Below are 26,787 nucleotides of genomic sequence, written 5' to 3'. Positions count from 1 at the left end.
ATTTTTCAGTCTTTGATTCCCGCACATTTTTGTGTGGGATTTTTTATTTTTTGTCTTGTCCGCTTTCTCCGTCGGGCAGTGCGAGATGGAGAGAGCGCGGCTGTTTTGTTTTTGTCATTGTTCTTTTACTTCCCGTTTGGGTCTGTTTGTGGTATACTATGTGCACTGCAGGAAATTGCAGTCAACTAAGAAAGACAGGATGTGAAATCCTCCGATGAAAGATGGTTTTTTGAAAGCAGCCGCCCTTTCTCCCGCACTGCGGGTGGCCGACTGCGCCTATAATGTCCGGCAGATCACGGATGCTTTGCACAAAGCTGCAGCCCGCGGCGTAAAGCTGGCCGTGTTCCCCGAGTTCTGCCTGACCGGCTATACCTGCGGCGACCTGTTTCTGCAGCGCACGCTGCAGACCGGTGCACTGGATGCCCTGAGCACCCTGCTTGATGAAACAAAAGCACTGGACGTTGTCACGCTGGTGGGCCTGCCGCTGCTGGTGCACGGCAAGCTGTACAACTGCGCCGCCGTGCTATGCCATGGCCGCATTCTGGGTCTTGTGCCCAAGACCTATTTGCCCAACTACGGCGAGTTCTACGAGAAGCGCCAGTTCACCTCGGGCAGCACCGAGGTGGAGCTGGTGGAGGTGTGTGGTCAGCAGGTGCCCTTTGGCACCTCCCTGCTGTTCCGCTGCCGCCAGATGCCCAGCTTTGTGCTGGGTGTGGAGATCTGCGAGGATCTGTGGAGCGCCCTGCCGCCCTCCACCTTCCACGCGCTGGCCGGTGCGACCGTGATCGCAAATCTTTCCGCCAGCGATGAGACCGTCGGCAAGGCCGAGTACCGCCGGGCGCTGGTGTCCAACCAGTCTGCCCGCCTGCTGTGCGGCTACCTGTATGCTTCCGCCGGGCACGGTGAGAGCACGCAGGACATGGTGTTCGCCGGCCACGACCTGATCGCCGAGAACGGCACCATCCTCTCTGAGAACGCCCCCTTTGACGGCGGCTGTGCTGAGACCGAGATCGACTGCCAGCGCATGGAAGCCGAGCGTGCCCGCAACACCAGTTTTGAGCTGAGCGGCGAGGGCTACCAGACCGTGGAGTTCGATCTGGAACCGGCAGAGACCACGCTGACCCGCTGGATCGATCCCGCGCCCTTTGTGCCCGGCGACCCCAAGCGCCGCGCCGAGCGCTGTGAGCTGATTCTGAAAATGCAGGCCGACGGCCTTGCAAAGCGGCTGGAACACGCCCACGCAAAGACCGCCGTTATCGGCATTTCCGGCGGCTTGGACAGCTGTCTTGCGCTGCTGGTGGCCGTGCGTGCCATGAAGCAGCTGGGCCGCCCCGCCCGGGATGTGCTGGCTGTGACCATGCCCTGCTTTGGCACCACGAAGCGCACCCGCAGCAATGCAGAGATCCTGTGCGATGAGCTGCAGGTCTCCTTTAAAGAGATCGATATCGCCAACACCGTGCACAGCCATTTTGCGGACATCGGTCAGGACGAGAGCGTGCTGGATGTCACCTTTGAAAACGGTCAGGCCCGCGTGCGCACGCTGGAGCTGATGGACACCGCCAACCGCACCGGAGGCCTTGTAGTGGGCACCGGCGACCTTTCGGAGCTGGCGCTGGGCTGGGCCACCTACAACGGCGACCACATGAGCATGTACGGTGTGAACGCCGGTGTGCCCAAAACGCTGGTGCGCCACCTTGTGCGCTACGAAGCCGACATTGCCGCCACCGATGCTCTGCGCACGGTGCTGCTGGATATTCTGGATACGCCCGTCTCCCCGGAGCTGCTGCCTGCCAAGGACGGCGAGATCGCGCAGAAGACCGAGGACCTTGTGGGACCCTACGAGCTGCACGATTTCTACCTGTATCAGGTGCTGCGCTTCGGCTTTGGCCCGGCCAAGATCTTCCGGCTGGCAAAGACTGCATTCGCAGGCCGGCCGGAGTACCCGGACAGCGTGCTGTACAAGTGGCTGCGCAACTTCTACTGGCGGTTCTTTGCCCAACAGTTCAAGCGCAGCTGCCTGCCCGACGGCCCCAAGGTGGGCAGCGTGACCCTTTCGCCCCGCGGCGACTGGCGGATGCCCAGCGATGCGGCGGCAGCGCTCTGGCTGGCCGAACTCGAACAACTGTTTCCGCACAAAGGATGACCCATGAACCAACATTCCAAGCTTTTCGTCAACCTGATCTTTGTTCTGGCCGTGCTGGCCATTGCGGGCGTTCTGTTCGCCCTGCGGGCCGCACACGCCACCGGCAGCACTCTGGAGGCCGAGCTCATTTACGGCGACGCCAACACGGTGCAGAAGTTTTCTCTGGACAACGACGCCACCTATGATGTGGACACCGGTTACTATACCGTCCACATTCAGATCAAGGACGGTGCAGCCCGGTTCGTGGATTCGCCCTGCCCGGATCACATCTGTGAAGGCTTTGGCTGGCTTTCCAACGAAGATCAGACCGCCACCTGCCTGCCCGCTCGCGCCGTGCTGACCATCGCGCCGCTGTCCTGAGGGCACAGTCAAAAGGAGAGTTCCCATGTTCGATGAAAAAGACACCACCCGGCACATCCACCGGGGCGCACGGAAGGACCCGGACCGCACCGTTGAGGTGGACAGCTCCGCATTTTTTGCGCCGGAGACTGCCCAGCCGGTGACGCCGCCGCCCTCCAAAAAGCCGCCCCGGCAGAACAGCTCCCCGGCCCGGCCGCCCCAAAAGCCTGGCAAAAAGAAAGGCTCCGGCTCGAAATTCGGGTCGTTCCTGCTGGTCTTGCAGGCCGTTCTCAGCGTGGCCGCCTTCGTGCAGCTCTGCCGCACCCGGATGCTCCCCGCGCTCTACCTCGTCATCATTGCAGCGCTGCTGGCGCTTTTGTGGCTGCTGGTAAAGCGCTGTCAGGAGTACAGGACCCCCGGCAGAGTCTCCCGCGTCTTCTCGGTCTTCCTGTGCGCGGCGCTGGCCCTCGGCTGCTTCTGGGCCCAGCAGGGCCTTTCTGCCCTGGGCAGCATGACCTCTGGCCTGCTCACCGGTGCCGAGGCCAACAAGATCACCAAGGAGCCGTTTGTGATCTACCTCAGCGGCGTGGACACCCGCGGCGAGCTGACCGAAAATGCCCGCAGCGACGTGAATATCCTTGCTGCCGTGAACCCTGTCACCAAGAGGGTGGCCCTGATCAACACCCCGCGCGACTACTACGTAGACCTTGCCGGCACTGACAGCAAGGATAAACTGACTCACGCCGGTCTGTACGGCGTGGAAACCAGCATGGCCACACTGGGCAATCTGTACGGCGTCAATGTGGACCATTACATCCGCATCAACTTTGCGGGCTTCATCAGCATCATCGATGCGCTGGGCGGCGTGGATGTCTACTCCGATCAGGCGTTCACCTCGGTGGGCAGCCCCGGCTACTATGACCCCACCACCTTTGTGGAGGGCTGGAACCATCTGGACGGCAAGGCCGCTCTGGCCTTTGCCCGTGAGCGTCACGCCTTTGCATCCGGCGATATCCAGCGCGGCATCAACCAGATGAAGGTGATCGATGCCATGCTGAACAAGATCAAGTCCCCTGCCCTGCTGATGGGCTTTTCCAAGATGATGGACGCCGTGTCGGACTGCTTCGTCACCAGCCTGTCGCAGGAGCAGATCTCCGCGCTGGTCCGGATGCAGCTGAGCGACCTCGCCAACTGGGATATCCAGAGCTACTCCGTCACCGGTTCCAGCGGCAAGAGCTCCCAGTGCTACTCTGCCAAGGGACAGAAGCTCTACGTCATGAAACCGGACGAAAGCTCGGTGGCGCAGGCCAAGGAGCTGATTGCCTCCGTGCTGGGCGGTGAGGGCACGGTCAGCGACACCCAGCAGACTCCGGAGAAGACCGAAGTCCACACGCCGACGGCAGACCCCAACGCCGCCGTTTCCGTGCCGGAGACCCCGGCGGACAGCGTCGTCCTGGATGAGCCTGCGGAGAGCGTCCCGGAAGAGACCCCTGCCAGCAGCGAGCAGCCCGCAGAGGCTCCGGCTGAGACCCCTGCCGAAACCCCGGCCGGCAACGAACCGTCGGCCTCCACCGAAGTGCCCGCCGAGGAGCCCCCTGCCGAGAGCAGCAGCTCCACCGAAGCACCGTCCATCTCCCTGCCCACACAGGAGCAGGTCGAGCAGGCCGCCTCCTCGCTCCATCAGGCGGCGTCCACCGTTCTGGATGCCCTGTTCGGTTCCAGCAGCTCCGCAGAATAAGACCCAGTTACAAAAAAAGTCCCGACCAGACCGGTCGGGACTTTTTCTTGTTTCATGTTGGAGCGAATTATTCAGCGGACTCCAGCTCGAAGGTCTTGACGGAGGCGGTGCCGTTGCGGCCAGCCTTGTCGGCGCGCAGATACTGGCGGGTGGTCTCGCCGTTTGCGGTCACGTCTGCCACATACACGGTGTTCTCCTCAGCCTCGATGGGGAACTCCTCAACCATGCCCTTCATGGGCAGGGCGCTCAGGTCGTCGTATGCGCCGTTCAGCTTCCACAGCTTCATGGTGTCGCCGTTGGAGAGGGTGAACTCGCCGTAGCAGTCGGCATCGTAGGTCTTGCCGTTCACTTCGAGGGACTCGGTGCTGACCACGCTGGCGGCGGCAGCCTCGCCGGATGCGGCCTCCGAAGTAGCCACAGAAGAGGCAGCCTCACTGGAAGCAGCAGAGGAAGCGGTGGAGGAAGCGGTGGAAGATGCGGTGCTGGAGCAGCCGGTCACAGCAAAAGCCAGAACAGCAGCGGCCAGTGCCAGACCCATTGCACGATTCAGTTTCATTGTATGATCTCCTTTGTTTGAACCAATCCTTTTTCTGTCCGGAAGCAGGAGCAGTTCTGCTCTTCCCTCACGAACAGGCACAGGGCCTAGTCTACCACAACCCCAACCATACTTCAAGCACCTTTGGCGTTTTTGTTTTCAAACTGTGACTTTTACTTCCGGATCTTCTCCCATACGCTCTGGCCGTCCAGGGTCGAAGCGTCTACACCGAGGTACTCGCAGATGGTCTGGGCGATGGTGCCAAAGCACAGACGGGTGCCAAGGTCAACGCCAGGCTTCACGCCCTTGCCGCAGATCAGGTACGGCACATACTCGCGGGTGTGGTCGGTGGTCTTGGTATAGGACGGGTCGCAGCCATGGTCAGCGGTGACCATGAGGAGATCGCCCTCCCGCATTCCGGGGATGAAGTCGGCCACGAACTTGTCAAACTCGGTGGCAGCGGCAGCATAGCCTGCTACATCGCGGCGGTGGCCGTAGAGCATATCGAAGTCCACCAGATTCACAAAGGCAAGGCCCTCAAAGTCGCGGGTCTGCAGCGCCTTGGTGAAGGCGATGCCATTGGTGTTGCCAGTGGTCTTGATCTTTTCGGTCACACCCTCACCGTCGAAGATGTCAAAGATCTTACCCACAGCGATCACATCCCTGCCAGCATCTTTCAGCAGATCCAGCATGGTAGCGCGGGGCGGCTTGAGGCTCAGGTCGTGGCGATTGGTGGTGCGGTAGAAGGTATCCGCAGTGTGGCCCAGGAAGGGGCGTGCGATCACGCGGCCCACGCCGTACTCGCCCTTGAGCATCTCGCGGGCGATCTCGCAGTAGCGGTACAGCTCATGCACCGGCACCAGCTCTTCGTTGGCGGCCACCTGAAATACACTGTCGGCACTGGTGTAGACGATAAGGGCATTTTCTTTCATGGCCTGCTCGCCGTAATCCTTCAGCACCTGCGTGCCGGAGTAAGGCTTGTTGCACAGCACCTTGTGGCCGGTCTTTTCCTCAAACTCGTGGATCAGCTCATCCGGGAAGCCGTTCGGGAAGGTGGGCAGCGGTTTGGGGCTTACCACACCGGCGATCTCCCAGTGACCAATGGTGGTATCCTTGCCCATGCTCTGCTCCTGCAGGCGGGCAAAGGCCCCTGCCGGGGCAGCGGTCTTCTCCCCTGCCGTCACACCGTCGATGTTAAACAGGCCGAGCTTCTGCAGATTGGGGCAGTGAAAGTTCGGGTGCTTTGCAATGGCACCCAGGGTGTTGGTGCCCTCATCGCCAAAGGCGGCGGCATCCGGCTCTGCGCCAATGCCAAAGCTGTCGAGGACGATCAGAAAAACACGCTTTTCCATATCGTTTTTTCTCCATTTCATTTCCAGAGCGTCCCACCCGAAAGTGAGACTTTTTCTGGTTCCATTATAAGCAGTTCCGCTCCCGGATGCAAGGGCTTTCCGGATGCAGGCATTCCTTACGAAATTTTAACCAATTCTTTGCCAACTCCCTCTTGCCCTATTGTATCCAAGCGTTTATAATATACTATGGTATGGTTTTGAGAACGACCATATTGGCGTCTTTCGCCGCGGCAGGCCCCGAATGCCGGAGCCTGCCAAATGCAGCCGATCGGGCTGCTGCGTTAAGATAGAGAGTAGCATAGAGAAAGTTCGAGGTAATCAACATGAGAAAAACAAAGATCATCTGCACTCTGGGCCCTTCCACCGACAAAGGGGATGTCCTGCGCGAGCTGGTCGCCAACGGCATGAATGTTGCCCGTTTTAATTTTTCCCACGGCTCCTATGAGGAGCACGGCGGCCGCCTGGCCAATCTGAAGGCACTGCGCGAGGAGCTGGGCAAGCCGGTCGCCGCCCTGCTGGACACCAAAGGCCCCGAGATCCGCCTGAAGGACTTCAAGAACGGCACTGAAATGCTGGAAGCCGGCCAGACCTTCACCCTGACCACCCGCGAGGTGGAAGGCACCAAGGAGATCTGCTCCATCACCTATAAGGACCTGCCGCAGGACGTGCAGCCTGGCGGCACCATCATGCTGGACGACGGCCTGATCAAGCTGCAGATCGTCACCGTGAACGACACCGACATCGTGTGCAAGGTGCTGAACAACGGCAAGATCAAGAACAAGAAGGGTGTCAATGTGCCCGGCGTGCATCTGTCCATGCCGTATATGAGCCAGCGCGACCGCGACGATATCATCTTTGGCGCACAGCAGGGCTTTGACTTCATCGCTGCTTCCTTCGTGCGCACCGCACAGGATGTGTACGATATCCGCAACCTGCTCAACGAGTATGATTCCGATATCCGCATCATCGCCAAGATCGAGAACCGTGAGGGCGTGAACAACATCGACAGCATTCTGGCTGCAGCCGATGCTGTCATGGTGGCCCGCGGCGATCTGGGCGTTGAGATCGACTTTACCGAGCTGCCCGGCATTCAGAAGAATATCATCGAGCGCTCCTTCTCCTTTGGCAAGCCCATCGTCACCGCTACCCAGATGCTGGACAGCATGATCGTGAACCCCCGCCCCACCCGCGCCGAGATCTCTGACGTGGCAAATGCCATCTACGACGGCACCTCTGCCATCATGCTTTCCGGCGAGACTGCTGCCCGGTGCTTACCCCGTGGAGGCCCTCAAGACCATGTCTGCCATTGCTGAGCGCACCGAGCAGGAGAATCACTCCCGCTTTGCGCCCCTCGCCGAGAACACCGGCAAGATCAGCGTGAGCGATGCAACTGCACATGCTGCCTGCCTGACCGCCAAGGACGTGAATGCTGCCGCCATCGTCACCGTGTCCGAGTCCGGCAACACCGCCCGTCTGCTGAGCAAGTACCGCCCGGAGCAGCCCATCATCGCCTGCGTGATGAAGGAGCAGGTGCAGCGTCAGCTGGCCCTGAGCTGGGGCATCACCCCGCTGATGATGCCTCTGGCACACAGCACCGATGAGCTGATCGAGATGTCCACCTCTCTGGCCAAGGAGAACGGCTACCTGCACAACGGCGAGCTGGCCGTTGTGACCGCAGGCGTGCCTGTGGGCGTGTCCGGCACCACCAACATGATCAAGATCCACATGGTGGGCAACTGTCTGGCTACCGGTGTGGGCGTTGGCCGCGAGAATGCCGACGTGACCAGCGCCACCGGCAAGGCCTGCGTCTGCCGCACGCTGGAAGAGGTGCGTGCAAAGTTCAAGCCCGGCATGGTTCTGGTGGTGCCCTCCACCAGCAACGAAATGCTGAGTTACGTGCGTGATGCCGCCGCTCTGGTGGTGGAAGAGCCGGGCCTGAACAGCCATGCCGCCATTGCCGGCAAGGCCCTGCTCAAGCCTACCGTTGTGGGTGCCGCCGGTGCTACCAGCCACATCCGCGACGGTCTGATGATCGCTGTAGACTGCGCTCACGGCAGCGTGCAGCGCCTGCAGGCCTGAGAGGTGCACGAGATGGAACGGATCTCAAGTTTCTGCGTGGACCATACCAAACTGGACCGCGGCATGTATCTGAGCCGTCAGGACGGCGATGTTCTCACATGGGACATCCGCATGAAAAGGCCCAATCACGGCGATTACCTGTCCACCGGTGCCGCCCACACGCTGGAGCATCTGTTTGCCACCTATGCACGCAACAGCGCCTTTCAGGACAACGTGATCTACGTTGGCCCCATGGGCTGCCGCACCGGCTTCTATCTGCTCACCCGCGGCCTGACTCCCGCCGAGGCACTGGAGCTGACGGTGGAATCCTTCCGCTTCATGGCTGGCTTTGAGGGCGCTGTGCCCGGGGCCAGCGAAGTGGAGTGCGGCAACTACCGCGATATGGATCTGCCCGCCGCCAAGGCCGAGGCCGCTGCCATGCTGCCGGTGCTGGAAGCACTGACCGCTGACCAGCTGCACTACTAATTTCAATCAAACCAACGACCGGGAAGTCTCTCACCAAAGAGGCTTCCCGGTTTTTTGATAAAAAGATGGATTTTTATGTGCAAATCCTTTATAATGATTTTAGTCTAATTTCCTCTTTTCACGGAGATCCCGATTCTGCGAGGAGCTGACAAGATCACATTGCGGAGGTTCAGGATATGGCAGAATACATTTTGCTGATCGACAGTAACCATGAGGAGGCCGAGGGCTTTGTGCGCGGGCTGGAAGAAGCGACCGCTTCCCCTGGGAAGTCGAGCTTTATCCCAACAACACGACCTACGGTCTGCGCCGCTACCTCAAGTTTTTCACGGTGGCGCTCCATGTGGTCACCCACCCGGCCCGGTATTCCGGCAAGACCCTGCTCTGCTGGCAGCAGTTCTACGGCATCGCCATCGCGTTTTTCTGCCGGTTGTTCCACCTCAAAAAGCGGTTCCGGCTCGTCATCATGACCTTTATCTACAAGCCGCGGTCCGGCTTTGCCGGGAGGCTGTTCGAGCGCTTTGTGCGGTACGCCGTCACTTCCGACGCAGTGGACCGCATCCTGCTGACCACCCGCGCCGAGGCCCCGCGCTACGCCGAGACCTTCGGTCTGCCCCTTTCCCGATTCGGTTTTGCCCACTGCGGCTCGATCCCGCACGACCCCGCCGCCTACGACGACCCGGCACTGAAAGCGCAGGGCTACTATTTTGCCACCGGCCGCAGCAACCGCGACTATGACTTCCTCATCCGGGCGTTCCGGGGCCGCCCGGAAACGCTCTGCATCGCCTGCGATGTCCTCGCCCCCTGCCCGGAACCCAACATCCAGGTCGAACAGAACCTGTTCGGCGAGGCCATGCTGCGCCGGATGCGGAACGCCAGAGCCGTTCTCTTCGCCTTTGAAAACGACCAGGTCGCCTCCGGGCAGCTGACCTTCCTCACGGCCATGGATCTCGGTGTACCCGTCATCGTGACCCAGACACAGGGCCTGACAGACGACTATCTCACCGATGGCGTCACCGGCCTTGTGGTGCCCAAGGAGGAAGCGGCTCTGCACGAGGCGATGGACCGGCTGGCCGCAGACCCTGCCTTTGCCGCCCGGCTCAGCGCCAACGCAGAGCAGGCGTTCCGCACCCGGTTCACCTATTACCATGCCGGCAAAGAAGTCGGCGCACAAGTTTCCGAAAGCGAGGTGGTCTGAATGCCCTGCATCAGCGTGATCGTCCCGACCTACAATGTTCTGCCCTATCTGGACCGCAGCATGACGTCCCTGCTGGGGCAGACCCACCGGGACCTTGATATCCTTCTCATCGACGATGGTGCCACCGACGGCTGCGCCGCCCGCTGCGACGCCTATGCCCGGCAGGACTCGCGCGTTCGGGTCGTCCACCAGCCCAACGGCGGCCTCAGTGCAGCCCGCAACACCGGGCTGGACCATGCAGTCGGCGATTTTGTCGCCTTCCTTGACCCGGATGACTACGCCGACCCCCACATGCTGGAACGGCTTCTGACCACGCTCACCCAGGCACAGGCCGACACCTGCTTCTGCCGCTATTACGATGTCTCCGCCGACGGCAGCGTCCGCCTTGCCCCGGAGGACTATGCGCGTTCCCTCTACACCGGTGCTGCGATCGACCAGCTCCTTCTCGGCATGGTCGGCTCCCGGCCGCACCATCCCCACGACGTGGAGATCGGAATGTCGGTCTGGAAGGGGCTCTACTCCCTGCCCATCCTCCGGGCGCACCACATCCGGTTCCTCTCCGAGCGGGAGTACCTGTCCGAAGATCTGCTGTTCCATCTGGACTATCTTGCCCACGCCGGGGCAGTCGCCATCGTACCGGAGCCTCTCTATTATTACTGCCAGAACCCTGCCTCCCTCACCGGTGTATACCGGGCCGACCGCTTTGCGCGGGAAAAGCGGTTCTACGAGAAGGTTTCGGCAGAGCTTGCCCTGCGCTTCCCGCCCGAAGTCTACCGTCCGCGGCTCGACAAGGCCTTTTTAGGCCGGGTCCGCCGCTGCATCGCGCAGGAGGCCGCACACAACAAAAACAGCCTGCGGAACATCGCGGCCATCTGCCGGGATCCTCTTGTGCAGGCTGTTCTCCGGGAGCTGGATGAGAGCCAGCTGCCCCGGCTCAAGCGGGTGCTCCACTGGGCTATCCAGCACCATTGTGCGCTCTTTTTGTATGGGGCATTCCGGCTCAGATAAGCCCCAGCGCCGCAAATTCCCGCGCAATGCCGTCGTCGGTGACGGCGGGGCAGATGCGGTCACAGAGTTTTTTCAGGTTTTCGGAGCCATTGGCCATGCACACACTGATGCCGACAACATCGGTCATCTGCAGGTCATTATCGCTGTCACCAAAGCCGATGGTATCCGCCAGCGTGCAGCCCAGGTGATTGCAAATGGCCCGGATGCCGCTGCCCTTGTTGAATTTGCGGTTGATGAGCTCTCCGTTCACGATGCCGCCGCCCTCGTCGCCAAGGCGAGATTCGCAGAAGACGAACTGGTCTTCGTACTGCCGCTTCACCTCCGTCAGGCAGGCTTCGTTGGGCGCAATGAAAACGATCTTGTAGACCGGCTCGCCGTGGTATTCCTCGATGGGTCGGATGGTCATCCCGAACTCCATCATCTTCCGCCAGCGCTCGGCCTCGCTGTTGGTCTGACCCGGCTTTTTGGGGAAGAGGTTGGCGAACCGCTCGATCATTTTGATGCCGCCATAAGTATCGTCCCGCACTTCCAGTGTGCACTCGGCCCCGCATGCTTGCAGCGCCGCCCGCAGGCCGCGCACCTGCTCCGGCTCCATGGGGAGGTCCACCAGGACCTTTCCCTCACAGCCCACATAGCCGCCTGCCGAGCAGACGAAGCCGTCGAACCCGTAGTGGAAGAGCGGTGCGGTCATCCGGAGGTTCCGTCCGGTGCAGAGAAAGAGCTTGTGCCCGTTGGCGCGGGCACGGCGGAGGGCCTCCACCGCGCTGTCCGGCACGGTCATCTCACCCGGCGGCAGCAGGGTGCCGTCGATATCCAGAAAGATCAGTTTTTGTTTCATTTTCCCATCCCCATCCAGCGGAAGATCAGGCCCAGCACCAGCATAGCCAGCAGCAGGCCCAGCACCGCGTAATTCGTGCGGGGCGTCCGGCTGCGTCTGCCGCCCCCCTGTTTGCGATTCGTCGTGTTTTTGCGGGCCGTGCCGTTCCGGCTGCCCGAAGTGCGGCCCGCGCTGCCGGAACGCGGTCTGCGGTTGGCCGCAGTGCCCGAACCCGACCCGTTCCGCTGGCTGGCGTTCCGGACTTTTCCGGTGCTGCGCGTCTCCTGTCCCTCCGGCTGCGATGCCCTGGCGACGGGCTTTCTTGCCCCGCAGCGGTCCAGAAATGCCTCCGCCTGCCGATAATACTGCTCCAGCTCACTGGTGCGCAGGGCTGTGCCCGCATAGCCCTCTTCCAGCGCCTCCACGGCTTCGTTGAAGAGGATGGCCGCCTGAGTCCCGGCGGTGCGGTCCGATGCGTGGGCGGCTTCGTTGCGGGCGGTGCGCACAGCATTGCAGGCGCGGCGGGCCGCACCCGGATTGCTGGTATTGCCCAGCAGGTCCAGCGGTTTGGCGGCATCCTTTTCCGGGTCCAGCAGAACCCGCATACAAATGGTGGTATCCAGCTGGCTCCAGCTCGTCTTGCCCGAAAGGTCGGGCATCCGCTCGTAATACTCCGGGCTCTCCTGCTGGCGCTGGGCGATGTGTTCCAGCAGGGCGTTCAGGCTGTGGGCACCGGGCTTTTGCTCCCAGTGCCAGCGCAGCAGGCGGCGGCTGATCTCATCGCAGGCCGTTTTGATTTCAAATGCCACTTGCAGTGTTTCGTCTGGCATAGTATCCTCCCTTGAGAAAACCAAAAACGGAGGAAGCGTTGGGCCTCCTCCGTTCGTTTTTTACATCATGAACTGATAGTACACAAAGCCCCACAGCGCGATGCCGGCGCAGATGATGGCCGTGAGCGGTGGCACCCAGCGGATCAGCGCTTCGGCCACGCCGTCGTGGGCTTCGGTCTGCTCTTCCTCTTCGGCGTCCTCCGGCTCGGCCGGGCGAACGTTCTCCCGCCCTCTGGCCGGGATGACGCGGGTCCCCTCGTCGTCCGCATGGGCCGGGCTGGTTTTGCCGGGAAATGCCGCACGGGTGGAAGCATCCAGCACACGGGTGCTCTCTGCATCCGGCGCGGTCTCCAGCGGCGGCGCAAAGGAAGCAGGCCTGTCCATTTCCTCAGCCGAAGGCCGCAGGGTCGTGCGCGGCGGCATCACGCGGGTGGCCTCCGCATCCGGTTCTGTCCGGGGCGGCACACTGCCCACGATGCGGGTCGGCTCTTCCGGCGGGACCGGGGCAGCGCCCACAACGCGGGTGCGCTCATCCGGCTCCGTCTGCACAGGCCGCACCGGCTCGGCGGCGGGCACAGGCTCCTTCTTTTCCGGCTGCAGCAGGGTGTTCAGCGCGTTCTGCAGCAGGATGCGGTCGCAGCCGCACTCCGAGCAGTACACGGTATCCTCCTCCTTCGGGTGGAAGGCACCGCAGGCGCAGTACCAACCGTTCTCGAAGACCTGGGGCATATACTTGAGGCCCTGACGGTTCATCCGGGCTTCCAGCGCCTTTTGCAGCTCCGGGCTCAGGCGGCGCGGGGCAGGCAGGCGCACGCGCTTGATGCCGTCCAGATGCACCACCCGCTTGCCGTTGTACACGTTGCACAGCGAAACATCCACGCTGGTGATGGCCTTTGCGGTAACGAACACCGCATCGTCCATGCCAAACAGTTCGCCGGGCTTTACTTCCAAGTCACGGTACTCGAACCGGTCCTCGCACAGGATCACGCCGTCCACGCCCTTGCACTTGAAGTGGATCTCCAGCGCGGTCAGGGTCACCTTGGAAATATTCTTGAAGGTCAGGCAGACCGCGTGCTCCCCGCTGACATCACCCTTGAGCAGCTCCACGCAGACGAACTGCACCGGGCTGCCGGGGGTGTAATAGTTTGCGCGGGTCCGTGCGACCGGGTTAAAATTTTCCTCCACGACACTCGCTCCCTTCGTGGTTTATTCTTCGCTCGTCGGAGCATCCTGCTCCGGGATGAATGCTTCGCCGAGCTGGGCATTCTCGGCATTCTCGGCAGGTTCTGCCGGTTCGGCCGACTCAGCAGGCTCCACCGGGGCCGTCTCGACCGGAGCCGCTGCCTCCGCCTTGGGTTCGTCCCCGTCACGCGGGGACAGCTTGCCGCCCGCCATAATGGTGTTGAACTCCTGCTCGTTGAGCTTCTCGCGTTCCATCAGGGCCTGTGCCAGCGCGTGCAGCTGATCGATGTGCTCGGTCAGGGTGCGGCGGCAGGTCTCGTAGGCTTCATCGATGATATCCCGCATCTCGCCGTCGATCTCGGCAGCGGTGGTCTCGCTGTAGCCCTTGCCCTGACCCAGATCGCGGCCCAGGAAGGTCTCCTCCTGCGAGGTACCGTACACCACAGGGCCAAGCCGCTCCGAGAAGCCGTACTTGGTAATCATCTGGCGGGCAATGTTGGTGGCCTGCTGCAGATCATTGGAAGCACCGGTGGAGATATCCTCCAGGATCAGCTGTTCGGCCACGCGGCCGCCCAGACTGGAAACGATATCCTCGAACATTTCGCCCTTTGTCACGTAACTGCGGTCTTTCTCGGGCAGGTACATGGTGTAGCCGCCAGCCTGACCACGCGGGATAATGGTGATCTCGTGCACACGGGGGTGATGCTTGCAGTAGAAGCCCGCCACAGCGTGGCCTGCCTCGTGGTAAGCAGTCAGCTTCTTTTCCTCCGGGGTCACAACGCGGCTCTTCTTCTCCGGGCCAGCCATCACCTTCATGGAAGCTTCCTCGATATCCTCCATGGTAATGGCCTTGCGGTTGCGGCGTGCAGCCAGCAGAGCCGCTTCGTTGACAAGGTTCTCAAGGTCTGCGCCCGCAAAGCCTGCGGTGCGCTGTGCAATGACCCTGAGAGAGACATCCGGGGCCAGCGGCTTCTTTTTGGTGTGGACCTTGAGGATCTCTTCACGGCCCTTGACATCCGGCAGGCCCACATAGACCTGACGGTCAAAACGGCCCGGACGCAGCAGGGCCTTATCCAGAATGTCGGCACGGTTGGTGGCCGCCATGACGATGATGCCGTCGTTGGCCTCAAAGCCGTCCATTTCCACCAGCAGCTGATTCAGGGTCTGCTCGCGTTCATCGTGGCCGCCGCCCAGACCGGCACCGCGCTGACGGCCCACAGCATCGATCTCGTCAATGAAGATGATGCAGGGCATGGACTTCTTGGCCTTATCGAACAGGTCACGCACGCGGGATGCACCCACGCCGACGTACATTTCCACAAAGTCAGAGCCGGAAATGGAATAGAAGGGCACACCGGCCTCGCCTGCGCAGGCGCGGGCCAGCAGGGTCTTGCCGGTGCCCGGAGGGCCTACCAGCAGCACGCCGTGGGGGATGCGGGCACCCAAAGTGTTGAACTTCTCCGGGCTTTTCAGGAACTCCACGACCTCTTTCAGCTCTTCCTTTTCCTCGTCCTCACCGGCAACATCGGCAAAGGTGGCTGTCTTTTGGTTCTCGTGCTCGTCCTTCACCTTGGCTTTGCCAACGTTCATGATCCCGCCGCCGCCAGCACCGCCGCGCATCATGGAGAACAGCAGGAAGCCGGTGCAGCCCAGCATTGCCAGATAGAACAGGATCTCCATCCATGGGATGGTCTCCTTGAGGGTGGTATAGTCGTAGGTCATCGGTGCGTCGGGGTTCGCCGCATCGTAGGAAGCAATATATTTGTCCACATTCTCAATGAAAACGTAGGCATAGGGCAGCTTGTAGCGCACAGTCACAGTGCCGTCGTCGTTCTTCACCGCGCCGACGGAAGCCGCCGAGGAGGTGGAGAACATCCCGCTGAGCAGGCCGCCGGTAGCCTGCGTGGTGCCGGCTGCGGACGCGGTGTCCGGCAGGGCCAGGTCGCCCTCCTTCAGCGTCAGGGTGATGATGCTGGTGTTCCGGTCCAGCGTGAAGTCCGTGACCTGATTGTGCTCAAAGTAATGCACCACGGTGGAGTAGCTCATGGTCGAGCCGCTCGTGCTGCCGCCGCTGGTGCCCAGCACCGACCAAACCATCAGCACCGCTGCCAGCGCCAGAGCAAGGATCAGGGGGTTAAAGCGAGGTCGTTTCGGTTGCAAAAGGGATCAACTCCAGTTCTATTCTTACTTATTTTTCGTAGACAGCGGGCTTGAGCACACCCACATAAGGCAGGTTGCGGTATTTTTCATCGTAGTCCAGACCGTAGCCCACCACGAACTCGTCCGGCACCTGGAAGCCCTCGTAGTCAGGCTGGATATCGGCCTTGCGGCGGCTGGGCTTGTCCAGAATGGTGCAGATCTTTACCGAGTTGGGGTTGCGCATCTTGAGCATGGGCACCAGATTCGAGAGGGTGACGCCGGTATCCAGAATATCCTCCACGATCAGCACATCCTTGCCGGACAGATCACCGTCCAGATCCTTGATGATCTTTACAAGGCCGCTGGTAACAGTGTTGCTGCCGCCGTAGCTGGACACCACCATAAAATCGATGCTGCAGGGAATGCTCACCGCACGCATCAGGTCGGCCATAAACACCACCGAGCCCTTGAGGATGGACACCAGAACAAGGTTCTTGCCCTCGTAATCCTTGCTGATCTGGGCACCCAGTTCCGCGACCTTGGCCTTCAGCTGTTCTTCGCTGACCAGGACTTTCTCGATATCGTCGTGCATACTCATTGTTGTTCCTCCATTTTTTGCGCTTCCATCTGCAAGACGTTTTCACTGTCCGCCGTGGGAGCCAGCCCGTCGGCAAAGCCCGCACCGCAGACCCACAGTACTTCGCTGCCCGCCGCCAGCAGCGGCAGACGGTCTCGTTCTTCGGGCGGGATGCCCGTTTCGTTCATCCACTTGCGCAGCTCTTTGCGGATGCCGCGTCCCGCCGGGCGGAACGTATCCCCCGGCTGGCGGCAGCGCAGCGTGAGCGCAGAATATAACATTATTATTCTAGCATAATCCGCCTGATTTTTTAAGTCTTTTTTATGAACACCCTGTGTTTTTTCTTGAAAACCGCCCGGAATCTGCCGGGCTGCGAGCATCCAGCCCCCCGGAAGGGCAATTTCCAGCGGTCCTGCCGGGTCAAACGGCAGCGGGAGCACCGCAGCCGCCGGGTCGTCCGGGGCTGCCGCGGTGGGCATTTTCTCCACCCAGAGCACCCCGCCGCCCGCACAGAAGCGGACGCTTCCGGTCAGCTGGACGGCCCCACTCCCCTGCTCCACCAGAGTGCTGAGCAGGCGGATGTATTTTTCCTCCGCGTCCCGCACCGGGGCCACCAGACTGTGCAGGGCAGCTTCCAGGATCAGCGGGTCGGCCTCCTGCAGCCCTTCCAGCCCCCAGACGGGCCGGCCGCTCTGCAGCGCATACCGCGCCCCTGCCGGGAGGGCGGGCGGCAGCAGGACTTCCGCGTCTTCCAGCAGCTCTTCCGCCCGCTGTGCAAAGTAGGCATCCGCGCGGGCGGCCTTTTCGCAGAAGCGGGCGAAATTCTCCTCCGCTGCCTCGTTCACCGAGCGCAGGGCCGGGAGCGCCGCGTGGCGCAGCCGGTTGCGGGCGTAGGCATCGGAGGCGTTCGTCTCGTCCGTCACCCAGCGCTGGCCGCATGCCGTGCAGACCTGCTCGGTCTCCGCGCGGGTCAGGCAGAGCAGCGGGCGGCAGAAACCAGGGCGGCTGGGCCGGATGCCCGCTGCGCCGTGGAGACCGGCCCCCCGCGCCAGCCGGAACAGCAGCGTCTCGGTCTGGTCAGTAGCAGTATGGGCGGTGGCGACCGCATCTATCCCACCGGCCCGCAGAGCATCGAAGCAGGCATAGCGGAGCTTCCGCGCCCAGTCCTCCCCCGGATGCGCCGGAACGGCAGCGCCCACGTCAGCCGGGTGGAACACCCGCAGCGGCACACCCAGCCGGGCGCATTCCGCCCGCACAAAAGCTTCGTCCCGGTCGGCGGTCTCGCCGCGCAGGCCGTGGTTCACATGGCAGGCCGTCAGCTCGTAGCCGAACACTGGCTGGACCCGCAGCAGCAGCCGGAGCAGCGCCATGCTGTCGGCCCCGCCCGAAACGGCGGCGCACAGCCGCTGCCCCGGCGCGAACAGCTCGTTTTCCTGCGCGAAGGCGCGCACTTTTTCCACGATCTCGTTCATCAGCGTTTAAAGTCCACATCCATAAAGCGGGTGTGGGCGCCATCCCAGCCCAGCGGCACCGTGCTGGTCTCGCCGTGACGGTTCTTCGCCACGATGCACTCTGCCGTATCGGCATCCACCTCAGCGCCGTCCGGGTTCTGGCTGGCATAGTAGGAATCGCGGTACAGGAACAGAACGCAGTCGGCATCCTGCTCGATGGAACCAGAATCGCGCAGGTCGGAAAGCTGGGGCCGGTGGCTGGAATTGTTGCCCTGCTTTTCCACCGCACGGGACAGCTGAGAAAGTGCGATGATGGGCACATTCATTTCCTTTGCCATGATCTTGAGGTTTCGGGTGATGGAGCTGATCTCCTGCACGCGGTTCTCGCTGCGCTGGCCGGTGGTCATCAGCTGCAGATAGTCGATGACGATGAGGCCCACATTCGGGCGGGTGGGATCCTGATTCACCCGGCGGATCTTCGCCTTCATTTCGGTGATGGTGATGCCGGAGGTGTCGTCCATATAGATGGGTGCATCGTGCAGCTTTTCGGTGGCAAGGGCCAGATATTCCCAGTCCTCGGCGCGCAGGGCACCGGTGCGGAAGGCCTGGCTGTCGATGCCGGCCTCGGCAGAAAGGATGCGGTTCGTAAGCTGTTCCTTGGTCATTTCCAAGCTGAAAATGGCCACCGGCACCTTCTGCTGCATGGCCACGCGGGTGGCGATGTTCAGCGCAAAGCTGGTCTTGCCCATACCGGGGCGGGCCGCAAGGATGATGAGGTCGCCGCGGCCAAGACCGGTGAGCACCGTATCCAGCAGGCGGAAACCTGTGGGGATGCCCTTGTATTTGTCCGCATCCGGGCCGCTGATCTTCTGCAGGTTGGTCAGGGTCTCCACCATGCTGGAGGAAAGCGGTGTCAGTGCGCTGGAATCGCGGCCGGAGCGGATCTCATAAATGCGCTGCTCCGCGTTTTCCAGCAGCAGGTCTGCATCCGGCTCATCTCCGGCATCCTGCAGGATGTCCTTTGCCACCCCCATCAGCTGGCGCACCAGATACTTTTCCTGCACGATCTGGGCATAGGCCTTCACATTGGAGATGCTGGGCACCGTCTCGGCAAGGCCGGTCAGGTACACCTTTGCTTCGTCGGCACTGGGGAACACGCCGTCCGAGATAACAGCGTCCAGCAACGTTACAAAGTCGATGGTCTGGTCGGCGGTGAACAGGCGCAGCATTTCGGAGTAGATCTGCGCGTTCTGCCGGGTGTAGAACATCTCCGGCCGGATGATCTCCACCAAGTCGGTGAGCGTTTCCGGTTTGAGCAGCACCGCACCCAGCACGCTCTGCTCTGCCTGCATGTTGTAGGGCAGGTTGATGCCCACGCTTTCCAGATTCAGTTCATTGGAATAATGTCGTTCGTTCGGCATGGTATCGTTTTCCTCTCAGAAACCCAAAAAGCGCCCCCTGCACTGAGGGGGCGCTGACAGGCATTTTGGAATTAGGCCTGTTCCACTTCCACCATGATCTTGAAAGAAGCGACCACACCAACGTGCAGACGGACCTTGCCGTTGAACACACCGGCATCCTTGATGTCCTTGGTCTCCAGCTCGATCTTCTTCTTATCGATGGGTGCGCCTGCCAGCTGAGCCAAAGCATCGGCAACTTCCTTGCCGGTGACTTTGCCGTGCAGACGGCCGGATGCACCGCCCTTGGCCTTGATGGTCACGGTCTTGCCCTCGATCTTTGCGGCCAGATCCTTGGCAGCAGCTACGGTCTCAGCCTCGTGGAAATCGGCAGCAGCTTCCTTGCTGCGGGCAACGTTCACAGCGCTGGCATCTGCCACAGCGGCCAGCTTGCGCGGGAACAGATAGTTGCGGGCGTAGCCGTCGGAGACCTCGTGGATCTCGTCCTTCTTTCCAATGCCCTTGATATCCTGCTTGAGAATCACTTTCATGATGTTATCCCTCACTTCTCACCGGAAAAACCGGTGCCGTTCTTGTAAGTTCTAGTATACAGCAATTGACCGCTTCCGTCAACTTGATATCAGGCCGCATCGCCGGGTGCTTTTCCCTCGTGCGGCCGGGAACCTGCTGTTATGCCAGTTCGTTTTCCGCCACCGACAGTGCCACCTCAATGACCTTGTCCATGTCGTAATACTTGTACTCACCCAGACGGCCGCCAAAGATTACGTCCGGCTCTGCATCGGCCAGCTTCTTGTACTCGGCATACAGGGCACCGTTCTTCTCGTCATTGACGGGGTAGTACGGCTCGTCGCCCTTCTTCCACTCAGCGCTGTACTCGCGGCTGATGACCGTTTTGGGCTGGGTGCCGAACTCAAAGTGCTTGTGCTCGATGATGCGGGTGTAGGGAGTTTCCGCATCGGTATAGTTGACCACTGCGTTGCCCTGATAGTTGTCGGTGTCCATCACCTCGGTCTCAAAGCGGACGCTGCGGTACTGCAGAGCACCCAGCTTGTAACCAAAGTAGGCATCCACCGGGCCGGTGTAGACCACCTTCTCGGCCAGCTTGTCCAGAGACGCCTTCTCGGCCAGATAGTCCACGTTCAGGCGGACTTCCACGCCGTCCAGCATTTTTTCCACCATGGCAGTGTAGCCGCCATTGGGAATGCCCTGATACAGTGCGTTGAAGTAGTTGTCGTCGTAGGTGAAGCGCACCGGCAGACGCTTGATAATGAAGGCCGGCAGTTCGGTGCAGGGGCGGCCCCACTGCTTGCCAGTGTAGCCCTTGATAAGCTTTTCGTAGATATCGGTGCCCACAAGGCTGATGGCCTGCTCTTCCAGATTCTGCGGGTCGGTGATGCCTGCTTCCTTCTTCTGCTCTTCGATCTTGGCCTTGGCTTCAGCAGGGGTAACAACGCCCCACATCTTATTAAAGGTGTTCATATTGAAGGGCAGGTTGTAGATCTCGCCGTGGTAGTTTGCCACCGGGCTGTTGGTGTAGCGGTTGAACTCTGCAAACTGGTTCACATACTGCCACACAGCCTTGTTGTTGGTGTGGAAGATATGTGCACCGTAGCGGTGGACGTTGATGCCCTCCACCGGCTCCGTGTAGATATTGCCTGCAATGTGGCTGCGCTTATCGATGACGAGGCAGCGCTTGCCGGCCTTCTTCGCCTCATGGGCAAACACCGCGCCGTACAGACCGGCACCCACGATGAGATAATCATATTGCTTCATGGGAAGATTCCCCTTTCCTCATTTTTTCGTATCCGGGGCGCTCTTTTTCTGCGACTCCCGGTACTGGTCGATGGCGGTCTGGATGCGCGCCCGCGCCGCCTCCGGCGTGATATGCTTGAGCTGTGCTGCTGCCATGGTCTGGTGGCCGCCGCCGCCCAAAGATTCCATGATCACCTGCACGTTCACGGCACCCAGACTGCGGGCCGAGATGTTCACGCCTGTGCCCACCTGCACTGCCACAAAGCTGGCATCCACGCCCTGAATGGTCAGCAGATCGTTTGCCGCCTGTGCAATGGCCACGCGGGCTTCCGGGGCGAGCTCGCCGCCCACCGAGATGGCACAGCCTTTGTACATCTGGGCGGCTTCCACCAGCGCAGCCTTGGCATTGTACTCCACCATGGTCACATCGAACAGTTGGCGCACCCGCTCCGTCTCCGCGCCATAGCGGCGCAGCGCAGCGGCAGCTTCAAAGGTACGCACACCGGTGTGCAGGGTAAAATCGCGGGTATCCAGCATGATGCCGGACAAAAGGCCCTCGGCCTCCACACGGTTGGGCTTGTCGTCGCGCTCGCCCACGTACTGCAAAAGCTCCGTGACCAGCTCACTGGCCGAGGAAGAATACGGCTCATGGCAGACCAGCGCCGGGTTCTCGATGTAGCCCACACCCTTGCGGTGGTGGTCGATCACGGCTACCTTGCCGCATTTTTCCAGAATATCCTTGCTTTCCACAAGGCCCACCTGATATGTATCCACCACGATGCAGAGCGTTTTTTCGAGACGATGGGCAGCGCCCCCTTGGGGTCGATGAAATCATCCTCCTGCCCGGCCCGGACCAGAGCGTCGATGAGGGAGCCTGCCAGCGTGGCGTCCCGGCGGACGGCGATGACGGCGGGCACATCGCATATTTTGCAGATGCGCAGCACGCCCTCGGCGGAGCCGATGGCATCCAGATCGCTCATGCGGTGGCCCATAATGACTACATGATCTGCTTCCTTGATCAGCTTCACCAGCTGATCGGCCACGATGCGGCTGCGCACCTTGCTGCGCTTTTCCACGCCGTGGCTCACGCCGCCGTAGAACGTAAAGCCGTCCGGTGTCATTTCAGCGGCCTGATCGCCGCCGCGGCCCTGCGCCATATCCAGCGCCTGCACGGCCATATCCTGGGCTTCCCGCAGAGTCTTGGCCCCGCGGCCAATGCCGATGGACAACGAAAGGTTCACGCTGGGATCCAGCGCACGGATCTTGTCCAGCACATCGTAGCCGCGGTTTGCGAACTGCTCCATCTGGCGCTCTTCCACCACAGCGATATAGCGGCCGCTGGCCACACGGCGCAAAAAGCCGCTGCCCCGGCCGATCATATCCTCCAGCGTGCGGTTGATGCCTTCCAGCAGGCGGGCACGCTCGCTGTCCAGCATGTCACCGAACACATCGTCGTAGCCGTCCACCAGAAAGACCATGTAGCCAGGGCGGCTGGCCTTGTACTCGGCCTCCACCCGGCGCAGCGCGGTCTCTTCGTTGAAGATCAGGAGCGTGACGCTCTCGCTCTGGCCCGGCACCGTGGAGCTGTGTACGCTCCACATGCCGTCGGCCAGGTTGAGCTGCTGGCCGTCCGCCGTGCGGCAGAGCTGCAGGTCCAGGCCGGGCAGCAGTTTCTGCGCCCGGCTGGCCAGACGGTCTTCGCCGCCCAGCAGCCGCTGGCGGAATGCGGTGTTGTACCACAGCACCGTCTCACCGGAAAGCAGCGCGGCCGGCTGAGACAGGGATTCCAGACTGTACTGGGTCTTGGAGTTTTCAAAGCTCCCGCCCGTTACCCAGCGCGCAAGCCAGCTGCGCAGCCGGTAACGGAAAAGCCCCATCCCGATGCCCCACAGCACCACCAGCACCGCCAGCACCGGCCAGCCCGCCGGGCGCTGGACGAGCAGCACCAGCACCAGCAGGCCGCACAGCACGGCCAGCGCGCCGGTCAGTATCTCAAGCGTCCATCTCGGTTTTCGTTTCATCAAATCTTCTGCCTCCTGATCTGCCGCCGCGTCGGGCGGCCTCTATCAGACCTCCATCAGGATGGGAAGGATCATCGGGCTGCGCTTGGTGCGCCGATAGATATAGCTGCTCAGTGCCTCGCGCACGCGGGTCTTGACGCTGTTCCAGTCGCGCACATGTTCATCCACGCAGCGGTCCAGCGCATTTTCCACGATGCTCTGTGCACCGTCCATCAGGCTCTCATTCTCGCGCACATACACAAAGCCGCGGCTCACAAGGTCCGGGCCGGCCAGCACCTTGCCGGTCTTGCTGTCCACGGTGGCCACAATGATCACCAGACCGTCCTCGGACAGGTGCTTGCGGTCGCGCAGGACCACATTTCCCACATCGCCCACGCCCAGACCGTCCACCATGACGGCACCGGCAGTCACCGGCTCGCCCAGCTTCATCTCATCCCTGAGGACGACATTGGAGCCATTCTCCGCAATGAGGATGTTGCTGGTGGGGATGCCGAGGCTTGCAGCGGTGAGGGCATGCTTTTTGAGCTGCTTGTACTCGCCGTGCACCGGCAGGAAATACTTGGGCTTCGTCAGGGTGAGCATGAGCTTCTGCTCTTCCTGACAGGCGTGGCCGGAAACATGCACATCGTACATGCTCTCGTAGATGACCTCTGCCCCCAGCAGCAGCAGACCGTTGACGATCTTGGTCACGCTCTTCTCGTTGCCGGGAATGGGATTTGCCGAAATGATAATGAAGTCGCCGGGGCCCACGCGCACCTGACGGTGGCTGCAGGATGCCATACGGGAAAGGGCACTCAAGGGTTCGCCCTGGCTGCCGGTGGTAATGAGCACTACCTGCTCCGGGGGATACTGGTTCAGCTCATCCACGCTGATGAGGGTGCCCTCCGGGATGTGCATATAGCCCAGCTCCTGCGCCATGGCGGTGTTGTTCACCATGCTGCGGCCGCTGAATGCCACCTTGCGGCCATCCTCCACGGCCAGATCGATGATCTGCTGCACGCGGTAGATGTTGGAAGCAAAGGTGGCAATGATGATCCGCTTGTTGCGGGCACGGGCGAACAGATTGCGCACGCCTGCAGCCACCTTCTGCTCGGTGGCGGTAAAGCCCGGACGCTCGGAGTTGGTGGAATCGCTCAGCAGGGCCAGCACGCCGTGCTGACCGTACTCGGCCAGCGTGGACAGGTCGGTGACGCCGCAGGCCAGCGGAGTGTAATCGATCTTGAAGTCACCGGTCTGGATGATGGTGCCCGCCGGACTGTCGATGGCAAAGGCCACCGCATCCGGGATGGAGTGGTTCACATGGATGGGCTCAATGGTAAAGCAGCCCAGCTTGATCTTCTGTCTGGGGGTGATCTCCACGAACTTGGTCTTGCCTGCCAGACCGAACTCTTCCAGCTTGTTGCGGATCAGGCCGCAGGTCAGGCGGGTGCCATAGATGGGCAGGTCAAGTTTCTGCAGCAGATACGGGATGCTGCCGATGTGGTCTTCGTGGCCGTGAGTGATGAGCAGGCCCTTGATCTTATCCTTGTTCTGCACCACAAAGGTGAAGTCCGGGATGACCATGTCCACGCCGTACATGTCGCTGTCCGGGAACACAAGGCCGCAGTCCACGATGATCATGTCGCCGTTGCACTCGTACACGGTCATGTTCTTGCCCACTTCGCCCAGACCGCCCAGCGGGTAGATGTGGATGGGCACAGCGGCCTCTCTGGGCTGCTGCGGGCGGCGGGGCCGACGGTTATAATAAGGGCGGCGGGTGGTGCGGGGGCGCTTTTCGCCGGTGGATTCCGTGTTTCTGTTCTGAGCCTGTGCCATGGTCTGGCTCTGTTCCTTTGCCTGTGCCATTCGTACCTCCAAAAATCAATCACAAAACGCAGGCTCGCTCGTTCTGCGGGCGGCCTGTCCTCACAAAGAAGCGGGCAAGCTCTGCCGCTTCCATCAAACCATCGTATAGAATTTATCGTTTCAGCGCCGTTTCACGAGCGCAGAGTCGGGTCTGCGCAGCACATTGCAGCCTGTCAGTCCATCTGTTCGATGCGACCGCGGCGCAGCCGTGCAGCCCCCTGAGCGCACCCCTCCGGTGCGCCCCTATACGCATTTTGTTAGGATAAGTATAGTATTTCCCGGCGTTTTTGTCAATTCCAAGGTTGGGCTGCGCGACAGCAAATTATGCGTCCCCCTCTTGACAGAAACGGAAAAATGGCTCTAAATAGAAGCATCTACAACAACACACCGGGAGAACCGCATGAAGCAGGTCGAAGTGTACACCGACGGCGCATGCAGCGGCAATCCCGGCCCGGGCGGCTGGGGTGCCGTGCTGCGCTACCGTTTTAACGGCAAAGTTTACGAAAAAGAGCTGAGCGGCGGCGACGACAGCACCACCAACAACCGCATGGAGCTGACAGCCTTTATCGAAGCACTGCGCCAGCTCAAGGAGCCGTGCGAGGTACGGCTGTGCTCCGACAGCCAGTATGTCATCAACGGGCTTCAGAAGGGCTGGGCCAAAAACTGGCAGCGCCGGGGCTGGAAAAAAGCAGATGGCTCCCCTGCCCTGAACCCGGACCTCTGGGCACAGGCACTGGAGCAGGAAGCCCGGCACAAGATCACCTACGTCTGGGTCAAGGGCCACGCAGGCCACCCGGAGAACGAACGCTGCGACCAGCTGGCCGTGGCCCAAAGCAAAGCACATGGCGGGAGGCAGGGAACATGAGCGACACATTTTTGCCCGGCAGTGGGTTCGACACCTACGAAGAACAGGATAAGGTCCTGGTGGGCCTGTGCGGCGGCAGAGGCTGCCGGGCCGCCGTCCGCATTTTACAGCAGCAGGGCTTTGCCGTGGCGGGCGCAGTGGTCCGCCTGACCGACGCCGACGACACCGTGCAGGCCGCAAAGGACGCGGCCAAGGCCCTCGGCATCGAGTGCGTCACCCTGAACGCTTCTGAGCTGGCAAGCCAGCTGGCCGAAGAAGCGCTGCCCGGCGATCTGCGCTTCCCTGCCCTGCTGGCCGCTGCCGACCGGCTGGGCATCCAGTACATCGCCACCGGCCACCATGCGCGGGTGGAGACGGATGCAGACGGCGTGAGCCACCTGCTGCCCGCCGCCGATGCAGCCAGCGACGAGAGCGCTGCTCTGGCCGCTCTGCCGCAGCAGACGCTGGCCCGGCTCATCCTGCCGCTGGGCGATTTCTCGCCCGATGAGCTTTCCGACCTGGCCGAAGAGCTCCAGTTCTGATCCTGCCCGAAAATGCACAAGAGGCCCTGGACCGTTCGGTCCAGAGCCTCTTTCTTTTTGATTTCAGCTGTTCTGGGGATGCACGATATCGCGCCAATCCAGATCGCCGCGCTCCAAGCCATGGATGAGCACTTCTGCAGTGGCAATGTTGGTGGCCATGGGGATATTGTGCACATCGCACAGGCGCAGCAGCGTCATTTCGTTGGGTTCGCTGGGCTTTGCGTTGATGGGATCACGAAAGAACAGCAACAGGTCGATCTCATTGCAGGCGATGCGGGATGCGATCTGCTGGTCGCCGCCCTGGATGCCCGCCAGGAATCGCTGGACCTGCAGGCCCGTTGCCTCGGCGATCATCTTGCCGGTGGTACCGGTCGCTACCAGTTTATGCTGGCTCAGGATGCGGCAGTACGCCGTACAAAACTGAACCATCAGCTCCTTTTTGGAGTCATGCGCAATGAGTGCAATCGTCATCGGTCAACCTCTCCTTTACGTTCCCCATGTGCTGGGCCATTTCC

Annotated in this window: 23 protein-coding genes and 1 pseudogene; 9 read left to right on the top strand and 15 right to left on the bottom strand. The window is 61.4% G+C overall.

Annotation, left to right across the window (positions count from 1 at the left end; translation table 11 throughout):
- Positions 1 to 214 precede the first annotated feature (214 nt).
- The 3 genes from ACNQFG_RS08760 to ACNQFG_RS08750 are packed head-to-tail and all read left to right on the top strand — an operon-like array spanning position 215 to position 4,220.
- Positions 215 to 2,143, top strand: coding sequence for an NAD(+) synthase (locus ACNQFG_RS08760; protein ID WP_423404601.1), 1,929 nt, complete (start codon positions 215 to 217; stop codon positions 2,141 to 2,143).
- Positions 2,144 to 2,146: 3 nt separating this feature from the next.
- A complete protein-coding gene (locus tag ACNQFG_RS08755; protein WP_423404600.1) occupies positions 2,147 to 2,503 on the top strand; it encodes a NusG domain II-containing protein in 357 nt (118 codons plus the stop codon).
- A gap of 25 nt (positions 2,504 to 2,528) precedes the next feature.
- Positions 2,529 to 4,220, top strand: a complete 1,692-nt coding sequence (locus tag ACNQFG_RS08750; protein WP_423404599.1) for an LCP family protein — start codon at positions 2,529 to 2,531, stop codon at positions 4,218 to 4,220.
- Positions 4,221 to 4,287: 67 nt separating this feature from the next.
- On the opposite strand, the gene ACNQFG_RS08745 is transcribed toward ACNQFG_RS08750, so the two are convergent.
- The gene (locus tag ACNQFG_RS08745) at positions 4,288 to 4,776 is read right to left on the bottom strand and encodes a hypothetical protein (protein WP_423404598.1); all 489 of its coding nucleotides are present in this window, start codon (positions 4,774 to 4,776) and stop codon (positions 4,288 to 4,290) included.
- A 152-nt stretch (positions 4,777 to 4,928) separates the two neighbouring features.
- Positions 4,929 to 6,107 carry a phosphopentomutase gene (locus ACNQFG_RS08740; protein WP_423404597.1) on the bottom strand — a complete coding sequence of 393 codons (1,179 nt, stop codon included), beginning with the start codon at positions 6,105 to 6,107 and terminating at the stop codon, positions 4,929 to 4,931.
- Positions 6,108 to 6,430: 323 nt separating this feature from the next.
- Here ACNQFG_RS08740 and pyk point away from each other — a divergent pair.
- From pyk to ACNQFG_RS08720, 4 genes and pseudogenes are all read left to right on the top strand, one after another.
- A pseudogene (pyk, locus tag ACNQFG_RS08735) lies at positions 6,431 to 8,186 on the top strand (pyruvate kinase).
- Positions 8,187 to 8,198: 12 nt separating this feature from the next.
- Positions 8,199 to 8,651: an S-ribosylhomocysteine lyase gene (locus ACNQFG_RS08730; protein WP_423404596.1), complete on the top strand. Its 453-nt coding sequence runs from the start codon at positions 8,199 to 8,201 to the stop codon at positions 8,649 to 8,651.
- Between the two features lie 340 nt (positions 8,652 to 8,991).
- On the top strand, positions 8,992 to 9,846 hold the full coding sequence (locus tag ACNQFG_RS08725; RefSeq protein ID WP_423404595.1) for a glycosyltransferase: 855 nt from the start codon (positions 8,992 to 8,994) through the stop codon (positions 9,844 to 9,846).
- The gene (locus ACNQFG_RS08720; RefSeq protein WP_423404594.1) at positions 9,847 to 10,854 is read left to right on the top strand and encodes a glycosyltransferase family 2 protein; all 1,008 of its coding nucleotides are present in this window, start codon (positions 9,847 to 9,849) and stop codon (positions 10,852 to 10,854) included.
- Here ACNQFG_RS08720 and ACNQFG_RS08715 read toward each other — a convergent pair.
- From ACNQFG_RS08715 to ACNQFG_RS08660, 12 genes are all read right to left on the bottom strand, one after another.
- Positions 10,847 to 11,692 carry an HAD family hydrolase gene (locus ACNQFG_RS08715; protein WP_423404593.1) on the bottom strand — a complete coding sequence of 282 codons (846 nt, stop codon included), beginning with the start codon at positions 11,690 to 11,692 and terminating at the stop codon, positions 10,847 to 10,849. The two genes, ACNQFG_RS08720 and ACNQFG_RS08715, sit on opposite strands and share 8 nt — an antisense overlap.
- On the bottom strand, positions 11,689 to 12,501 hold the full coding sequence (locus tag ACNQFG_RS08710; protein WP_423404592.1) for a hypothetical protein: 813 nt from the start codon (positions 12,499 to 12,501) through the stop codon (positions 11,689 to 11,691). The genes ACNQFG_RS08715 and ACNQFG_RS08710 overlap by 4 nt, the downstream gene beginning before the upstream one ends.
- A 60-nt stretch (positions 12,502 to 12,561) precedes the next feature.
- Positions 12,562 to 13,686, bottom strand: a complete 1,125-nt coding sequence (locus ACNQFG_RS08705; protein ID WP_423404591.1) for a hypothetical protein — start codon at positions 13,684 to 13,686, stop codon at positions 12,562 to 12,564.
- Positions 13,687 to 13,707: 21 nt separating this feature from the next.
- A complete protein-coding gene (gene ftsH / locus ACNQFG_RS08700; protein ID WP_423406572.1) occupies positions 13,708 to 15,780 on the bottom strand; it encodes an ATP-dependent zinc metalloprotease FtsH in 2,073 nt (690 codons plus the stop codon).
- 91 nt (positions 15,781 to 15,871) lie between these two features.
- Complete coding sequence (hpt, locus tag ACNQFG_RS08695) at positions 15,872 to 16,420, bottom strand: hypoxanthine phosphoribosyltransferase (RefSeq protein WP_423404590.1); 549 nt, start codon at positions 16,418 to 16,420, stop codon at positions 15,872 to 15,874.
- The gene (gene tilS / locus ACNQFG_RS08690) at positions 16,417 to 17,871 is read right to left on the bottom strand and encodes a tRNA lysidine(34) synthetase TilS (RefSeq protein ID WP_423404589.1); all 1,455 of its coding nucleotides are present in this window, start codon (positions 17,869 to 17,871) and stop codon (positions 16,417 to 16,419) included. The genes hpt and tilS overlap by 4 nt, the downstream gene beginning before the upstream one ends.
- On the bottom strand, positions 17,871 to 19,271 hold the full coding sequence (dnaB, locus tag ACNQFG_RS08685) for a replicative DNA helicase (RefSeq protein WP_005939997.1): 1,401 nt from the start codon (positions 19,269 to 19,271) through the stop codon (positions 17,871 to 17,873). The genes tilS and dnaB overlap by 1 nt, the downstream gene beginning before the upstream one ends.
- A 71-nt stretch (positions 19,272 to 19,342) precedes the next feature.
- Complete coding sequence (gene rplI / locus ACNQFG_RS08680) at positions 19,343 to 19,798, bottom strand: 50S ribosomal protein L9 (protein WP_005939994.1); 456 nt, start codon at positions 19,796 to 19,798, stop codon at positions 19,343 to 19,345.
- Between the two features lie 139 nt (positions 19,799 to 19,937).
- Entirely contained in the window at positions 19,938 to 21,041 is a 1,104-nt protein-coding gene (gene glf, locus ACNQFG_RS08675) for a UDP-galactopyranose mutase (protein WP_423404588.1), read from the bottom strand.
- 18 nt (positions 21,042 to 21,059) lie between these two features.
- Positions 21,060 to 21,794 (bottom strand): DHHA1 domain-containing protein, encoded by a 735-nt coding sequence (locus ACNQFG_RS08670; protein ID WP_423404587.1) that lies wholly within the window; start codon positions 21,792 to 21,794, stop codon positions 21,060 to 21,062.
- Positions 21,731 to 23,044 (bottom strand): signaling protein consisting of a modified GGDEF domain and a DHH domain protein, encoded by a 1,314-nt coding sequence (locus ACNQFG_RS08665; protein WP_423404586.1) that lies wholly within the window; start codon positions 23,042 to 23,044, stop codon positions 21,731 to 21,733. The genes ACNQFG_RS08670 and ACNQFG_RS08665 overlap by 64 nt, the downstream gene beginning before the upstream one ends.
- 42 nt (positions 23,045 to 23,086) lie before the next feature.
- Complete coding sequence (locus ACNQFG_RS08660; protein WP_423404585.1) at positions 23,087 to 24,886, bottom strand: ribonuclease J; 1,800 nt, start codon at positions 24,884 to 24,886, stop codon at positions 23,087 to 23,089.
- A gap of 400 nt (positions 24,887 to 25,286) precedes the next feature.
- Here ACNQFG_RS08660 and rnhA point away from each other — a divergent pair, with 400 nt between their 5' ends.
- Entirely contained in the window at positions 25,287 to 25,751 is a 465-nt protein-coding gene (gene rnhA, locus ACNQFG_RS08655; protein ID WP_005939979.1) for a ribonuclease HI, read from the top strand.
- Positions 25,748 to 26,272, top strand: coding sequence for a hypothetical protein (locus ACNQFG_RS08650; RefSeq protein WP_118551775.1), 525 nt, complete (start codon positions 25,748 to 25,750; stop codon positions 26,270 to 26,272). Before rnhA ends, ACNQFG_RS08650 begins: the two co-directional genes overlap by 4 nt.
- Before the next feature lie 63 nt (positions 26,273 to 26,335).
- Here the strand turns inward: ACNQFG_RS08650 and mgsA are convergent, their stop codons facing one another.
- On the bottom strand, positions 26,336 to 26,743 hold the full coding sequence (gene mgsA, locus ACNQFG_RS08645; protein ID WP_423404584.1) for a methylglyoxal synthase: 408 nt from the start codon (positions 26,741 to 26,743) through the stop codon (positions 26,336 to 26,338).
- Positions 26,744 to 26,787 lie beyond the last annotated feature (44 nt).

This window comes from Faecalibacterium prausnitzii, from assembly GCF_049532945.1.
Taxonomy (GTDB): Bacteria; Bacillota; Clostridia; order Oscillospirales; family Ruminococcaceae; genus Faecalibacterium; species Faecalibacterium prausnitzii_N.
The sequence above is the reverse complement of the archived record's forward strand: the minus strand, read 5'-3'. Positions and strand labels throughout refer to the sequence as shown.

Bases quoted from the DNA above. Each gene is read 5' to 3' on its own strand.
- ACNQFG_RS08710 (WP_423404592.1), bottom strand. From the start codon at position 12,501: ATGCCAGACGAAACACTGCAAGTGGCATTTGAAATCAAAACGGCCTGC.
- tilS (WP_423404589.1), bottom strand. From the start codon at position 17,871: ATGAACGAGATCGTGGAAAAAGTGCGCGCCTTCGCGCAGGAAAACGAG.
- dnaB (WP_005939997.1), bottom strand. From the start codon at position 19,271: ATGCCGAACGAACGACATTATTCCAATGAACTGAATCTGGAAAGCGTG.
- glf (WP_423404588.1), bottom strand. From the start codon at position 21,041: ATGAAGCAATATGATTATCTCATCGTGGGTGCCGGTCTGTACGGCGCG.
- ACNQFG_RS08730 (WP_423404596.1), top strand. From the start codon at position 8,199: ATGGAACGGATCTCAAGTTTCTGCGTGGACCATACCAAACTGGACCGC.
- ACNQFG_RS08755 (WP_423404600.1), top strand. From the start codon at position 2,147: ATGAACCAACATTCCAAGCTTTTCGTCAACCTGATCTTTGTTCTGGCC.
- hpt (WP_423404590.1), bottom strand. From the start codon at position 16,420: ATGAGTATGCACGACGATATCGAGAAAGTCCTGGTCAGCGAAGAACAG.
- ACNQFG_RS08740 (WP_423404597.1), bottom strand. From the start codon at position 6,107: ATGGAAAAGCGTGTTTTTCTGATCGTCCTCGACAGCTTTGGCATTGGC.
- rplI (WP_005939994.1), bottom strand. From the start codon at position 19,798: ATGAAAGTGATTCTCAAGCAGGATATCAAGGGCATTGGAAAGAAGGAC.
- mgsA (WP_423404584.1), bottom strand. From the start codon at position 26,743: ATGACGATTGCACTCATTGCGCATGACTCCAAAAAGGAGCTGATGGTT.
- rnhA (WP_005939979.1), top strand. From the start codon at position 25,287: ATGAAGCAGGTCGAAGTGTACACCGACGGCGCATGCAGCGGCAATCCC.
- ACNQFG_RS08715 (WP_423404593.1), bottom strand. From the start codon at position 11,692: ATGAAACAAAAACTGATCTTTCTGGATATCGACGGCACCCTGCTGCCG.
- ACNQFG_RS08745 (WP_423404598.1), bottom strand. From the start codon at position 4,776: ATGAAACTGAATCGTGCAATGGGTCTGGCACTGGCCGCTGCTGTTCTG.
- ACNQFG_RS08760 (WP_423404601.1), top strand. From the start codon at position 215: ATGAAAGATGGTTTTTTGAAAGCAGCCGCCCTTTCTCCCGCACTGCGG.
- ACNQFG_RS08720 (WP_423404594.1), top strand. From the start codon at position 9,847: ATGCCCTGCATCAGCGTGATCGTCCCGACCTACAATGTTCTGCCCTAT.
- ACNQFG_RS08660 (WP_423404585.1), bottom strand. From the start codon at position 24,886: ATGGCACAGGCAAAGGAACAGAGCCAGACCATGGCACAGGCTCAGAAC.
- ACNQFG_RS08750 (WP_423404599.1), top strand. From the start codon at position 2,529: ATGTTCGATGAAAAAGACACCACCCGGCACATCCACCGGGGCGCACGG.
- ACNQFG_RS08650 (WP_118551775.1), top strand. From the start codon at position 25,748: ATGAGCGACACATTTTTGCCCGGCAGTGGGTTCGACACCTACGAAGAA.
- ftsH (WP_423406572.1), bottom strand. From the start codon at position 15,780: ATGGTTTGGTCGGTGCTGGGCACCAGCGGCGGCAGCACGAGCGGCTCG.